The sequence below is a fragment of the Buttiauxella sp. genome (assembly GCF_035271705.1).
Classification (GTDB): domain Bacteria; phylum Pseudomonadota; class Gammaproteobacteria; order Enterobacterales; family Enterobacteriaceae; genus Buttiauxella.
Map to the genome: position 1 here is coordinate 1 of NZ_DATERI010000003.1, position 14,223 is coordinate 14,223.

Here is a 14,223-nt window from a genome sequence, read left to right on the forward strand (position 1 = left end):
GAACTGATTATTACCGTCGGCAGTGTCCGTGACGGTTCCGATGCGATTTATAGCGGTGCCTCTGAAATTGCTGCGGGAAATAATGACCTCTCATCCCGTACCGAACAACAAGCGGCTTCGCTTGAAGAAACCGCTGCCAGCATGGAACAGCTCACGGCGACTGTGAAACAGAACGCTGAAAACGCGCGCCAGGCTTCACAACTCGCCTTAAGTGCTTCTGAAACCGCTCAACGTGGTGGAAAAGTGGTGGATGGTGTGGTGAAAACCATGCACGACATCGCAGGCTCCTCGAAAAAAATCGCTGACATTACGGGCGTCATTGACGGCATCGCTTTCCAGACCAACATTCTGGCGCTCAATGCTGCGGTAGAAGCTGCGCGTGCCGGCGAACAAGGCCGTGGGTTTGCGGTAGTGGCAGGCGAAGTGCGTAATTTGGCACAACGTAGTGCACAGGCTGCCAAAGAGATTAAATCGCTGATTGAAGATTCGGTCTCCCGTGTTGATACCGGCTCGGTGCTGGTGGAAAGCGCCGGGGAAACCATGAGTGACATCGTGAACGCAGTCACGCGCGTCACTGACATCATGGGCGAAATTGCTTCCGCCTCTGACGAACAAAGCCGCGGTATTGAGCAGGTTGCGCTGGCGGTTTCTGAAATGGACCGCGTCACACAACAGAACGCCTCGTTAGTGGAGGAGTCTGCATCTGCTGCCGCCGCCCTTGAAGAACAAGCCAGCCTGCTAAACCAACTGGTTGCCGCTTTCCGTTTAACCACTGAATCTGCAGTGACCCCTCCTGTTATTACCTCGACTTTGGTTGCACCGGTACTCAAGACCAGTAAACCGGTAGTCAGTGGGCAGGATGAAAACTGGGAAACTTTCTAAGCATCATTAATGGGTGTCAGCCGTGCTAACTGAGGGGAATTGATGTTCAACCGTATCCGAATTTCGACCACACTGTTGTTAATCTTGATCATCTGCGGCGTTGTGCAGATTGGTAGTAATGGTCTGTCCTTTTGGGCATTCAGGGATGAATTTCAGAACTTAAAAATGGTTGAAGTCGGAAACCAGCAACGTGACACCCTATCGCAAAGCCGTGCGGCTTTGCTACAGGCCAGCACGGCGCTGAGCCGTGCCGGGACGCTGACGGCGCTAAGTTACCCTCAAACAGATATTAAACGCCTGATGGCGAATGCCCGTGGCAGCCTGACACAAGCTGACATGTTGTTTAACCAGTTTTTGGACATCCCACCTTTGACTCAAGAAGGTGAGGAGATGATGGCGTCGACGAAGAAAAGTTACACCACTTATCGCGAAGACTTACAGCATCAGGCTACCTGGCTTGAAAGCAACCAGCTTTCTGATTTCCTCAGCGCGCCGATTCAGAAGTCACAGGATATTTTTGATGCCAACTTTAATGCCTGGCAGCAAAGTATCAATGACACGGTGGTGGCGTCGAGTGAAGACAGCCAAATGAATTACCAGATCTCGGCGATAATTTTCGCCAGCGTCACGGTGATTGCGATTCTGATGCTTGTCGGCTCAATCGTTTGGTCACGCAGAATGCTGGTGCAGCCGCTGGCTATTATCCGTAGCCATTTTGAAAACATTGCAGCCGGAGATTTGGCACGCCCAATCAGTGTTTATGGGCGAAACGAAATCTCCGAGATCTTCCGTAGCCTGAAGGACATGCAGCAAGCGTTGAAAGAGACCGTATTGCAAGTGCGCCAGGGCAGTCGCGCGATGCATACCGGAATTGAAGAAATTGCCGCAGGCAACAATGATCTTTCTTCACGTACCGAAGAGCAGGCTGCGTCGCTGGCACAAACCGCTGCCAGTATGGAGCAACTGACCGCAACAGTCAGCCAGAACGCCGACAACGCACGTCAAGCGGCACAACTGTCGCGTACTGCGGCAGACACCGCCCAGCAAGGTGGTCAACAGGCGGCAAATGTCGCCCGCACCATGCACGATATTGCGGGCAGCTCGAAGAAAATTGGCGACATCACAAGCGTTATCGATGGGATTGCCTTCCAGACCAACATCCTCGCGCTTAACGCGGCAGTTGAAGCTGCACGTGCCGGTGAGCAGGGCCGTGGTTTTGCAGTAGTGGCAGGCGAGGTGCGCAGTCTGGCACAGCGCAGCGCGCAGGCGGCAAAAGAGATCAAAGTACTGATTGAAGAGTCAGTTGACCGTGTGCATCAGGGCTCGAAACTGGTCGATACCGCGGCGACGACGATGGCAGAGATCGTCCGCTCGGTCACACAGGTTAACGACATCATGGGCGAAATTGCCTCAGCTTCTGACGAACAACGCCGCGGTATCGAACAGGTGGCGCAAGCAGTAAGCCAGATGGATCAGGTCACACAACAAAACGCCGCACTAGTAGAAGAAGCGGCAGCAGCCACCGATGCGTTGGCAAACCAGGCCGAGCACCTGAGCGGTGTCGTTTCGGTATTTAATCTGGATGGTGTCGATGAAGAAGACATCAACAGGGATTTAGTAGCCACTGAGGTGCTTGCCACCTCTTGATTGTGAGTAAGAAGGCGCTATGACATCACCACTGTCCACCGGACAAACGTCATTAATGTTACAGATGACGCAGCGTCTACCGCTGTCTGACACGCACTTCCGTCGGATATGCCAGTTGATTTACCAGCGTGCAGGTATCGTGCTGGCTGATCATAAACGCGACATGGTTTACAACCGCCTTGTACGCCGTTTGCGCACGTTAGGGTTGGACGATTTTGGGCATTACTTGAGCAAGCTGGAAGCCAACGGCAGTAACGCCGAATGGCAGGCGTTCATTAATTCCCTGACCACCAACCTGACCGCATTTTTTCGTGAGGGGCATCATTTCCCGGTCCTCGCTGAGCATGCGCGTAAACATAGCGGCGAATACAAAGTGTGGAGTGCGGCGGCCTCTACCGGAGAAGAACCGTACTCCATCGCGATTACGCTCGCTGATGTTTTAGGTATGGCTCCGGGGCGCTGGAAAGTGTTTGCCAGTGATATCGACACACAGGTACTGGAGAAAGCCCAAAGTGGGGTTTATCGACAGGATGAGCTGAAAACGCTGGCTCCACTCCAGTTGCAGCGCTATTTCATGCGCGGCACCGGGCCACATGAAGGACTGGTGCGTGTGCGCAATGATCTGGCCAGTCACATGGAATTTGCACCGATAAATTTGCTAGATAAGCAAGCGCCAATACCCGGTCCGTTTGATGCCATTTTTTGTCGTAATGTGATGATTTATTTCGATAAAGAAACACAGCAACAAATTTTGCAACGCTTTGTGCCATTGCTCAAACCGGGTGGATTGCTGTTTGCCGGGCATTCGGAGAACTTCAGTAATCTCAGCCGTGAATTTTTGCTGCGTGGGCAGACGGTGTACGGGCTGAGTAAGGAAAAATCATGACAAAAATAACCGTGCTTTGTGTCGATGATTCCGCCCTGATGCGTCAGATTATGACAGAAATTGTGAACAGTCATGACGACATGGAAATGGTGGCAACCGCGCCTGATCCTTTGGTGGCGCGGGATTTGATTAAGAAATTTAACCCAGACGTGCTGACTTTAGATGTCGAAATGCCACGCATGGACGGGTTGGACTTCCTGGAAAAACTGATGCGTTTGCGCCCGATGCCGGTGGTGATGGTGTCGTCACTGACGGGTAAAGGTTCGGAAGTCACTCTACGGGCGCTGGAGTTGGGGGCGATTGATTTTGTCACCAAGCCGCAGTTGGGGATCCGTGAAGGGATGTTGGCGTACAGCGAAACTATCGCTGAGAAAGTGCGTACTGCGGCAAAGGCAAAACTGGCGGCTCGCGCCCCAACTGCCGCACCTACCGCAATTAAAGCCGGGCCGTTGTTGAGCTCCGAAAAACTGATCGCCATTGGTGCATCAACGGGTGGCACCGAGGCGATTCGCCATGTGCTCCAGCCGCTGCCGCTTTCAAGCCCAGCGGTGCTGATTACCCAGCATATGCCACCCGGTTTTACGCGCTCGTTTGCCGACCGTCTCAACAAGCTGTGTCAGATAGCGGTGAAAGAAGCCGAAGATGGCGAACGTGTGTTACCGGGGCATGCGTACATCGCCCCTGGCGATAAACATATGGAGCTTGCTCGCAGTGGGGCGAACTACCAAATCAAGATTCATGATGGCCCGCCCGTGAACCGGCATCGTCCGGCCGTGGATGTGCTGTTCCATTCTGTTGCGAAATTCGCCGGGCGAAATGCCGTGGGTGTAATTCTCACCGGAATGGGGAATGACGGTGCTGCTGGGATGCTGGCAATGCATAAAGCCGGGGCATGGACTATCGCCCAAAACGAAGCAAGTTGTGTGGTATTCGGCATGCCGCGTGAAGCCATTAACAGTGGTGGCGTCAGCGAAGTGGTCGATTTAAGCCAGATAAGCCAGCAGATGCTGATGAAAATTAGTGCCGGTCAGGCAATACGTATTTAAGAGCCTATTTGCATAGGCAATAACAGAAGGAACCCAATAATGGCAGATAAAGAACTCAAATTTTTAGTGGTGGATGATTTTTCTACCATGCGCCGCATAGTCCGTAACCTGCTAAAAGAGCTGGGTTTCAACAACGTAGAAGAAGCTGAAGATGGTGTCGATGCGTTGAATAAACTCAACGGTGGCGGCTTTGGCTTTGTTATCTCTGACTGGAACATGCCGAACATGGATGGCCTGGAACTGCTGAAAACTATTCGTGCCGATGGCGCAATGGCGGCAATGCCAGTGCTGATGGTAACTGCTGAAGCAAAGAAAGAGAACATTATTGCTGCAGCGCAAGCCGGGGCGAGTGGCTATGTGGTGAAACCATTTACCGCAGCCACTCTTGAAGAGAAGTTGGGCAAAATCTTCGAAAAGCTCGGCATGTAAGGAGATGCACATGCACTCATCTACAAATCCCACGAAAGAGTTAAATTCATCCGGCGATATTATCGTTCGGATAGGCAGCTTGACCCGTATGCTGCGTGATAGCTTGCGCGAGCTGGGCCTTGATCAGGCGATAGCTGAAGCCGCAGAAGCCATTCCTGATGCTCGCGATCGTCTGGACTACGTGGTGCAAATGACCGCGCAGGCCGCTGAACGTGCACTGAACTGCGTGGAGCTGGCTCAGCCTCACCAAAACAAGCTCGAAAGCGATGCCAAAGCATTAAATGGCCGCTGGGACGCCTGGTTTGAAAACCCAATCGAGCTAGGGGATGCTCGTGAACTGGTGACTGATACGCGGAGTTATTTATCTGGCGTACCGTCGCATACCAGTTTCACCAATGCCCAGCTTCTGGAAATCATGATGGCGCAAGATTTCCAGGATTTAACCGGCCAGGTTATCAAACGCATGATGGATGTTATCCAGGAAATTGAACGCCAGCTGTTGATGGTGTTGATGGAGAACATGCCGGAATTGGACGCACGTGTAAAACGTCCTGCAGACAGCCTGCTCAATGGCCCGCAATTGAACGCCAGTGCGGCAGGAGTGGTGGCAAGTCAGGATCAGGTTGATGACTTGTTGGATAGCTTAGGGTTCTGATGGTGAAGTTCTAAGAAAAGTCGCTATCGTGCAGGGAAGCTCCCTGCACGAATGCCGTTTTGATTAATAAATAGTGATTAACGAATATCCATTTTTATCGTGACGTTGCCTTCAAATGCGCCATGTTCAGGTTTTTTACTGCTGGTGCTAACTGGTGCGGCCTTAATTTTAATTGCCCCATTTCCTTGTTCGTCCATCGGAACCTCAAATTCAAAGGTGCCATCAAGTGTGACGTTCTGGCTCTTTTCATTAAAGATTCGGACGCCAATGTCATCTCTGCCGATCATTTTGGCAATGAGCGAGTCGCTGCCATCAACAACCCCCTGATCTGCAGTCAGCGTCAGTTTAATCCGGTCCTCATTTCCTACGGCGTTATCGTCGCAGTGGTAGGAGATATCAACATCTTTAAGTGTATATCCCTGGGGCGGCTGGCCCACGGTCACAAATTGCGAGCTGACGATATCACCCAGTTCGGCTTCAATGGTGCTCCCTTCATTGATAGTACAGCTTAAGGGGGCAGACAATGAGCCGCTTAACCAGATGTTGGATACCTGTTGTGCACGATTGACATCGCAATTGCCTGAGCCGAAATAGAGGCAAGTATAATTTTGCGCGACAAGCGTCGAGGGTATGGTTTCGATGCCCAGAATCGCTTTCTTGATATAAAGACTCACGCCAATCACACTCCATCTGAATTTTCGCTTTATGGAAGCGCCCCCCGTTGGGCGAGTTTCCGAGCTGCACACACTGGCATTGCCTTCAGTGGTTTTGATATTTTCAATCTGTTTTGGCATAGCCGAGCGCGGCGTCGGGTATTCATTAATTTTTAAACTGAGTAATCCAGCCCCTTCTGGGGAATTAACGGCGTCGCTATAGCCATCAATGTCGATATCAATTTTGTCAGTTAAAAAGCCGTAACCGCTGACGCCCGCATTAAGCGGGCTTCCTGCGAGGGTGAGTTCATACACTGGCGTGGATTCATACATATTCTTTGGGCAGGCGCAGTTGGCTTCCATATCAGAGCCTCCGCCCGCCAAATGATCCATCACGTCGATTTTCTGGTGGGTAGTATTCTCACTCGCTGCCAGTTCACGTTCATAGGTGACGTAATAATCTAGCGGTGCGCCGAAACAATCATTCAGCGCCGTGACTGCTGATTGCGCGGGAAAATGAATCAGGCAGATAACCAGACCAGATAAAAAAGGCGCGTAAAGTCTTTTCGTTAAGTTGAACATGATGTTATTCCTGCTGGCATAAAGCGCTGATGAAACGGATCCCAGCACTGGCGGTGGTTTGTTGTGTTGAAAGTGAAGATATGTTGGCAGTACACAGCTGGTTCTGGGCGTTGCCCCATTTAACCTTGACCTGAAAAGTATCCGGAACGCCTGCCAGATAGAGTGTTCCGGTATCGTCTACGATACCGCTCACCATAGGTGAAAGTGCGGTGGCAATGGCACCAAAGGGAACCGTCTTGCCGTCAGGGCGCGTCAGTTTAATCATGGCGCGATAGCCGACATGTGCATCAAAGCTGGCAACGACAGCGGCATTGCGTGACGGAATAACCGTGACGGCTGTTTCGCTGGTATCAACATCTTCAGGCAGGCTGGTGGTATCGATGCGAATGCGGTTTTTCTGATAAGCAGTCAATGATGGGATCACGGCGTTGCCTTGCCAGTCAGTCTGGATCCCCCGTTGATTCTGGAAACGCACGCCCGAAGCATCGTTGGCGTTGACGATAGCGAACTGGCTACCCAATGGCTGGGCCAGCGTGACACCATAAGGGTGTGCAACAACGGCACCGCTAATGCCGTAGCTCAATTGTCGTGAACTGTCAGAGGAGGCGTAATAACCTGCGTTCAGGTTGGCATATTGCGAGCGATAGCTACCGTATACGCTACTGGTATCGTCACCATCATGGTTCGAATGGCTCTGTTGAAAAGAGTAGCTCAGCCGTTGATCGTCCAGCAGCGTGCCATTTAGCCCAATATTTTGCCGTGTGTAACCCCCTTTACTATTGCTCAGGCTATAGCTACTCCAGGCGTTCGGTAGCCATTTACTCAGCGGTACACTAAAGCCGAAAGAGGCCATTCGGTCACTTTCTTCATCGTTAGTTTTGCTGTAGGTATAAGCCATATGGATACTAATCCCTTCGACAACGGTATTAAGACCCGCCGAAAGGCTGCGTTCCTTTTGCGATGTTCCCCAGTAATCTTGCTGATAACCGTTAAGGTACAGGCTTACGCCGGAAAGATTTTGACTGATGCTGGCCTGAAGACGGTTGCGTTTGTTGTAACGAAACAGCAGCGAGTCCTCTTGTTCGTCATATTTTTGGTTAGCGTCAGAAAAGCTGTAGTAACCGCTGGTGGAATAGCGATAGCTCGCCAGCGTAAAGTTAGTACCCGTCTCATCAATTTTACCGGAGTAGAGCAGGCGGAATGACTGCCCGCGACTTTGGTCGTCATTATCAAGGTGGGTTTTCGCGGCGGTGACATCAGCAGATAAAGCCCCTACTGGCCCCAGCGCGATACCTGCACCCGCATTTATTGCCTGATAATCTTCTGCTGCGGTCACACCACCAAACAATGTTATCGCATTGCTCAGACCATAAATGACGCTTCCCTGGGCAAAGATGGGTTCATTTTGATCGCTACCGCTGTCGGCGCGATAACGCGCCGCAGTCACTTCGTACTTCACGTTTCCAGGGCGTAGCATGACGGCTACGCTTGAGTAGGGCTGAGTAAAGCGATGTTCGGTGCCATCAGCTTCCTTAACCGTGACCTCAAGATCTCCGCTGTTCGTCGTCGAGTACAAATCGCTAATCTCAAAAGCACCTGGTGCGACGTTTTGCTGATAGATGATATAGCCATTCTGGCGCACGGAAACTTCGGCGTTGGAGCTGGCAATGCCGCGGATAATGGGCGCGAAACCACGCTGGTTGTAGGGCAACATCTCTTCGTCTGAGGCAATATTCACACCACTATATTGCAGGCTATCGAAAACCTCCCCCCGAGTACTACTCTCCCCAGCTGTAAACTGTGCTTTCAGGGTATTAATATCATGCTGTAAATAGGTGCTGATCGCCTCCCAGGAATGGGTGTCGTCAGATTGACTCCAGGTCGAGTAGTTACGTAAACGCCAGCCGCCAAGATTGGCGCCGCTGCGCAGATTAAGGTACTGGTTTGAGCCCGTGTCGTGCTGCTCATCTTCACTTTCCGAGCTGGAAAAGGCGTAATCCATAAACGCTGTTGATACCCCATCGTCCCAGCGGGAGGGATCAATGTAATCTTTACTTAATGAAGTCACTGCGGCTTGAGGGATGCTTAACCGTAACGTCATTAACGTAAAATCCAGTGTTGCGCTGGCCTGAGGGATATAATGCCCCAAGGGTTCAGCTAGCGGATCGCCAACGTTTAGTTGCGTAAGTGATTCATATTTATCAACATTTACACCCCACTTGCGAAGCATGTCTGGCGTCAGTTGTGGTTGCAACAAGCCATTTTCACCGCTCAGATAAGTGATTTTTTCGTCATCCAGACGGACGTCGTTGATCATTATCCTGGAGGGGTATACGCCGGGTAGCTGTGCATTGGGCTTTGAAAAGAGCGATAGATCGATATCTTGCGCAATCAATGCATCTCCTTCTAAAGACGAGGGTGAAAAGGCGTATTCGCGGGCTTGTGCATGGCTGGTAATCACAAGCAGAGCGCCACTCATACAATGCAAGATGGGATTTAAACGCCACCATTTCTGGTTGTGCGAGGGACATAGTCCGTTAGTCATAGCGTCAAGTTATTCCTGTGACAGTGAAGTCATGTATTTGTCCGAAGCACTTCCGTAGTCCGTAATGCAGCGCCAGCTTACGTTTTGCCCGTTAATACCCTGTGCAACAGCAAGTTCTACCCGCGATTTGGGGGCGATGAGATCGGCTTTATCCAGTTTTGTTCCACCTAACTGAAGGTTATCGAACACGCTGTAAAACGCCCCATCGTTAATGATGGTTAACTGCTTCCCGCTGCGGGTGAAACGAAGGTTCTTACAGGTTTCCGTCGGCGTTTCTGGCAGCCCTTCAGGACGCCAGAATAATTTCAGTCGCGTTTTATAAATCAGCCGCAGAACGTTTTTATTGCCTTCGTCTGCAGCCGTTGCAGGAATGGTGCGTACGTTTAGATAGAACAGCGATTCACGGTCTTTTGGTAACGATGTCCCATTCCAGGCTATGCGTAAGCTTTGCTCTTTTTGTGCATCCAGTCGGAACAGAGGAGGGGTAACAATAAATGGACCTCGAGTTTTACCATCACCAGTATCTGTCCATGACTGAATAAGCCAGGGAAGTTCTTTCTCGTTATTTACCAGTGGTAAAGAGATCTCTTTTTTACTTTCTTCAAAGATGAGACGCGTTCTGCCAATTTGTATCCCGGCAGCATGGTTTTCAAAACTAAATATCAAAGGCAGATATAATAAAAAAGAAAATGGAAGACGCATGATGAAACCTGTATTCCGTATGCTCGACGACATAGCAACCAGACAGGGTTGACCTGACTGGTTGCACTTAAATGATAATAAGTAATTTGTATGTTTAACCTTTGGTGAATATTAATTTCAGATATTCACCAAAGGTTTCTTGTTATCGATACAGAATGTTTACTGTTAAATCTCCGTCTGCTGCACCTGCTTTAATGTCTTTAGCATCTGCGAAGGATTTATATCGTGCATTAAAGTCCATACTAATTTTATCTTCGACTCTGAGCGGAAGCTCAATATAAGCCTGGCCCTCTGTTCCATCCATAGCAATGAAAGTGGTGGCGTCATCTGCTGGACTGATGGCAATACCCATACCTTCTGCTGCTTGACCGGCGGAAGTCGTGATTTGACTGACATCCATCAGCGTGTTGGACTCGGTGAGTGTAGTCGGCCCATTAAAGGTCAATTGCACGTTAGGCAAACCGTCGCTTTTCAGCGGGCAATCAACCAGTGTAATTGTAAACGGAACTAATTCGCTTTCAGTGCCGGGCGTCGTGAAAAGGGTCGTCGGGTAGGTTCCTAATGGTACGGTTTGGTCTGTACCACTATCACCCTCAATGGTGCAGCTTGGCTCAATAATTAAACCGGTGAAATGAATGATACCCGCGTTCATTTCAGCAGCATAAGCACTGCCAGTAGAAACGGCCATTAGCGCAACGAGAAACGCATACTTCTTGATTGACATTTAAACATCTCCATATGAATGAATAGTACAACGTAATAGTGATTGAATAATTGAAGTCGTCTTGCGTAGGGTGAAAAATATATTCTGCTAAGAAACACCATTTCTTAATAGCAATATAAGTGAAGCTTAATAGTTGTTATCAGAAGTTCGAAGTTTTGCGCATTATATCTAATAGTTGTTTCCATAAAAGTGTTTTTTTAATGGCTGTATCATTATGGCTTGGAGTTGCGTGGTTAATAATATTTATTTAAATGATCTATTTTCAATGAAAGATCTATGGCGTAAATGTATTTGTGTAAAAATAACAAGAATAATTACTTTTCATGTAATTATTCTATAATTTGTAAGTAAATATATATTTTAAAGCTGTTTTTTTGACCTGTTGCCGTCACTGCGCGGCGACTTAAGGGGGACAAATAGCTGAAAACACATCTATTCACACGGCTATTCTGAGCATTAATTTATTCTCTTTCTGGCACTATCACCTTTCCTGATTGGCCTGAGTGTGACGCGTGTCAGAAGAAAGCGACGATAAAACAGAATCCCCCACAGCCCACCGACTTGAAAAAGCGCGAGAAGATGGGCAAATCCCCCGTTCCCGTGAATTAACCTCACTACTGATGTTGCTGGCGGGTATAAGCATTATCTGGATGGGAGGCGAGCCGCTGGCGCGGCAACTGGGGTCAATGTTGTCGACAGGTTTGCACTTTGACCACAGCATTATTAACGACCCGCAACTTATTGTTAGCCAAATTAGCTTGTTACTTAAACAGGCCGTGTGGGCCTTGCTGCCATTGATTTTTGGGTTGGTTATTGTGGCGATTGCCGCCCCAATGCTGCTGGGTGGCCTGTTATTTAGCGGCAAATCGATACAGTTTAAGTTCAGCAAAATGAATCCTATCGCTGGGTTAGGGCGAATGTTTTCGGCACAGGCTGGATCAGAATTACTTAAAGCCATCCTCAAAGCTGTGCTCGTCGGCAGCGTAACGGCCTCGTATTTGCTGCACAAATGGCCAGAGATGATGCGGCTGATGAGTGAACCCCCGTTGACGGCTTTAATTCACGCGCTAAATATGGTGGCGGTGTGCGCCCTGCTGATTGTGCTGGGGTTAACGCCGATGGTTGGCTTTGACGTGTTTTTCCAGATTTTCAGCAACCTGAAAAAACTGCGCATGAGTCGCCAGGATATTCGTGACGAATATAAGCAGCAAGAAGGTGACCCGCACGTTAAAGGCCGTATTCGTCAGCAACAGCGGGCCATGGCGCGCCGCCGTATGATGGCAGATGTCCCAAAAGCCGATGTCATTGTCACCAACCCGACGCACTATTCGGTGGCTTTGCAATATGACGAAAACAAAATGGCTGCACCTAAAGTATTGGCGAAAGGCGCGGGCCTGGTCGCACTTCGCATCCGTGAAATTGGCAACGAGCACCGTATTCCGGTGTTGGAAGCGCCTCCGTTGGCTCGTGCGTTATATCGCCATGCCGAAATTGGTCAACAAATTCCCGGGCAGTTGTATTCCGCGGTGGCAGAAGTGCTGGCGTGGGTATGGCAGCTGCGTCGCTGGCGTGTTGCTGGCGGTTTAACCCCGAAAAAACCTGAAAATCTTCCGGTGCCTGAGGCGCTGGACTTTGCAAATGAGAAGGACTCCGATGGCTAATCTGCTCGCTACGTTGCGTCTGCCTGCCACAATGAAATCAGGGCAATGGCAAATCCTTGCCGGGCCGATACTTATCCTGCTGATCTTGTCGATGATGGTACTGCCGCTTCCCGCGTTTGTACTGGATTTGCTGTTCACGTTTAACATCGCGCTGTCGATAATGGTGCTCCTGGTGGCAATGTTCACCCAGAAAACCCTGGAGTTCGCCGCATTCCCCACCATTTTGCTGTTTACCACGTTACTGCGCCTTGCGCTGAACGTCGCCTCAACACGTATCATTTTGATGGAAGGCCATACCGGTGGTGCTGCGGCAGGTAAAGTGGTTGAAGCCTTCGGCCACTTCCTGGTGGGTGGCAACTTTGCCATCGGTATCGTGGTGTTCATCATCCTCGTTATCATCAACTTTATGGTTATCACCAAAGGTGCCGGGCGTATTGCCGAAGTTGGGGCACGTTTTGTGTTGGATGGGATGCCAGGTAAACAGATGGCCATTGATGCCGATCTGAATGCTGGGCTTATCGGTGAAGAAGAAGCAAAAAAACGCCGATCTGACGTTACCCAGGAGGCCGATTTCTATGGCTCAATGGACGGTGCCAGTAAGTTCGTGCGTGGTGATGCCGTTGCCGGACTGATGATCATGGTGATTAACGTGATCGGCGGCCTGTTGGTGGGGGTATTGCAACATGATATGCCTGTGGGCGCTGCGGCTGAAGCCTATACGCTGCTGACTATCGGTGATGGCCTGGTCGCACAAATTCCGGGGTTGGTGATTTCAACGGCGGCGGGCGTCATTGTCACCCGTGTTGCCACCGACCAGGACGTCGGCGAGCAGATGGTGACCCAACTGTTCAACAACCCGCGTGTGATGATGCTCAGTGCAGGCGTGTTGGGTTTGCTCGGTATGGTCCCTGGGATGCCAAACTTTGTTTTCCTGCTGTTCACTGTGGCATTGCTGTCTCTTGCCTGGTGGATGCGCGGTCGACAAATGGAAGCCCCGGCTAAGCCTGCAGCACCAGTGAAACCACTGGAAAATCAGCAGGCGGTTGAGGCGACGTGGAATGATGTACAACTGGAAGACTCACTCGGCATGGAAGTGGGTTATCGCTTAATTCCAATGGTCGATTTCCAGCAAGACGGCGAACTGTTAGGGCGTATCCGCAGTATTCGTAAGAAATTCGCGCAAGATATGGGGTTTCTGCCGCCGGTGGTGCATATCCGTGACAACATGGATTTACCGCCCGCGCGTTATCGCATTCTGATGAAAGGTGTCGAAATTGGCAGCGGCGATGCTTATCCTGGGCGTTGGCTTGCCATCAACCCTGGCACTGCCGCAGGCACGCTGCCCGGTGAAGCGACCATTGATCCTGCCTTTGGTCTTGCGGCCACCTGGATTGAAAGTGCATTAAAAGAACAGGCGCAAATTCAAGGCTTTACAGTCGTGGAATCCAGTACTGTTGTCGCTACACACCTTAACCATCTGATTGGGCAGTTTGCGCCAGAGTTGTTTGGCCGCCAGGAAGCGCAGCAACTGCTCGACCGCGTCTCGCAAGATATGCCAAAGCTCACAGAAGATCTGGTGCCGGGCGTAGTGACGCTGACCACGCTGCATAAAGTGTTGCAAAACCTGCTGGCAGAAAAAGTCCCGATTCGCGATATGCGTACCATTCTGGAAACGTTGGCAGAACACGCGCCAGTGCAGAATGACCCGCATGAATTAACCTCGGTGGTGCGCGTAGCACTTGGCCGTGCGATTACCCAGCAGTGGTTCCCGGGTACCGGCGAAGTGCAGGTCATTGGCCTTGATGCCGCGC

General features: G+C 50.5%; 12 protein-coding genes. 8 read left to right on the top strand and 4 right to left on the bottom strand.

Annotated elements, in window-relative coordinates; translation table 11 throughout:
* The 6 genes from VJY99_RS00140 to cheZ form a co-directional block, all read left to right on the top strand.
* Positions 1 to 882, top strand: an 882-nt coding sequence (locus tag VJY99_RS00140) for a methyl-accepting chemotaxis protein (protein WP_324115175.1), incomplete at its 5' end; no start/stop codon positions are given.
* Positions 883 to 924: 42 nt separating this feature from the next.
* Positions 925 to 2,529 carry a methyl-accepting chemotaxis protein gene (locus tag VJY99_RS00145; protein WP_324115177.1) on the top strand — a complete coding sequence of 535 codons (1,605 nt, stop codon included), beginning with the start codon at positions 925 to 927 and terminating at the stop codon, positions 2,527 to 2,529.
* A gap of 19 nt (positions 2,530 to 2,548) precedes the next feature.
* Positions 2,549 to 3,415, top strand: a complete 867-nt coding sequence (gene cheR, locus VJY99_RS00150; protein ID WP_324115178.1) for a protein-glutamate O-methyltransferase CheR — start codon at positions 2,549 to 2,551, stop codon at positions 3,413 to 3,415.
* A complete protein-coding gene (locus tag VJY99_RS00155; RefSeq protein WP_324115180.1) occupies positions 3,412 to 4,461 on the top strand; it encodes a chemotaxis response regulator protein-glutamate methylesterase in 1,050 nt (349 codons plus the stop codon). Before cheR ends, VJY99_RS00155 begins: the two co-directional genes overlap by 4 nt.
* 39 nt (positions 4,462 to 4,500) lie before the next feature.
* Entirely contained in the window at positions 4,501 to 4,890 is a 390-nt protein-coding gene (cheY, locus tag VJY99_RS00160; RefSeq protein ID WP_324115182.1) for a chemotaxis response regulator CheY, read from the top strand.
* Between the two features lie 10 nt (positions 4,891 to 4,900).
* Positions 4,901 to 5,545 carry a protein phosphatase CheZ gene (gene cheZ / locus VJY99_RS00165; RefSeq protein ID WP_324115184.1) on the top strand — a complete coding sequence of 215 codons (645 nt, stop codon included), beginning with the start codon at positions 4,901 to 4,903 and terminating at the stop codon, positions 5,543 to 5,545.
* Between the two features lie 77 nt (positions 5,546 to 5,622).
* Here cheZ and VJY99_RS00170 read toward each other — a convergent pair whose 3' ends face one another.
* The 4 genes from VJY99_RS00170 to VJY99_RS00185 form a co-directional block, all read right to left on the bottom strand.
* A complete protein-coding gene (locus VJY99_RS00170) occupies positions 5,623 to 6,780 on the bottom strand; it encodes a fimbrial protein (protein WP_324115186.1) in 1,158 nt (385 codons plus the stop codon).
* A 4-nt stretch (positions 6,781 to 6,784) separates the two neighbouring features.
* Complete coding sequence (locus VJY99_RS00175; RefSeq protein ID WP_324115188.1) at positions 6,785 to 9,325, bottom strand: fimbria/pilus outer membrane usher protein; 2,541 nt, start codon at positions 9,323 to 9,325, stop codon at positions 6,785 to 6,787.
* A gap of 9 nt (positions 9,326 to 9,334) precedes the next feature.
* Complete coding sequence (locus VJY99_RS00180; RefSeq protein ID WP_324115190.1) at positions 9,335 to 10,027, bottom strand: molecular chaperone; 693 nt, start codon at positions 10,025 to 10,027, stop codon at positions 9,335 to 9,337.
* A gap of 142 nt (positions 10,028 to 10,169) precedes the next feature.
* Entirely contained in the window at positions 10,170 to 10,751 is a 582-nt protein-coding gene (locus VJY99_RS00185) for a fimbrial protein (protein WP_324115191.1), read from the bottom strand.
* A gap of 512 nt (positions 10,752 to 11,263) precedes the next feature.
* On the opposite strand from VJY99_RS00185, the gene flhB reads away from it, so the two are divergent.
* Together flhB and flhA are read left to right on the top strand one after the other, a co-directional pair.
* The gene (gene flhB / locus VJY99_RS00190; RefSeq protein WP_324115193.1) at positions 11,264 to 12,412 is read left to right on the top strand and encodes a flagellar biosynthesis protein FlhB; all 1,149 of its coding nucleotides are present in this window, start codon (positions 11,264 to 11,266) and stop codon (positions 12,410 to 12,412) included.
* A partial coding sequence (gene flhA, locus VJY99_RS00195; protein ID WP_324115195.1) for a flagellar biosynthesis protein FlhA occupies positions 12,405 to 14,223 on the top strand: 1,819 nt, incomplete at its 3' end. The genes flhB and flhA, both read left to right, overlap by 8 nt.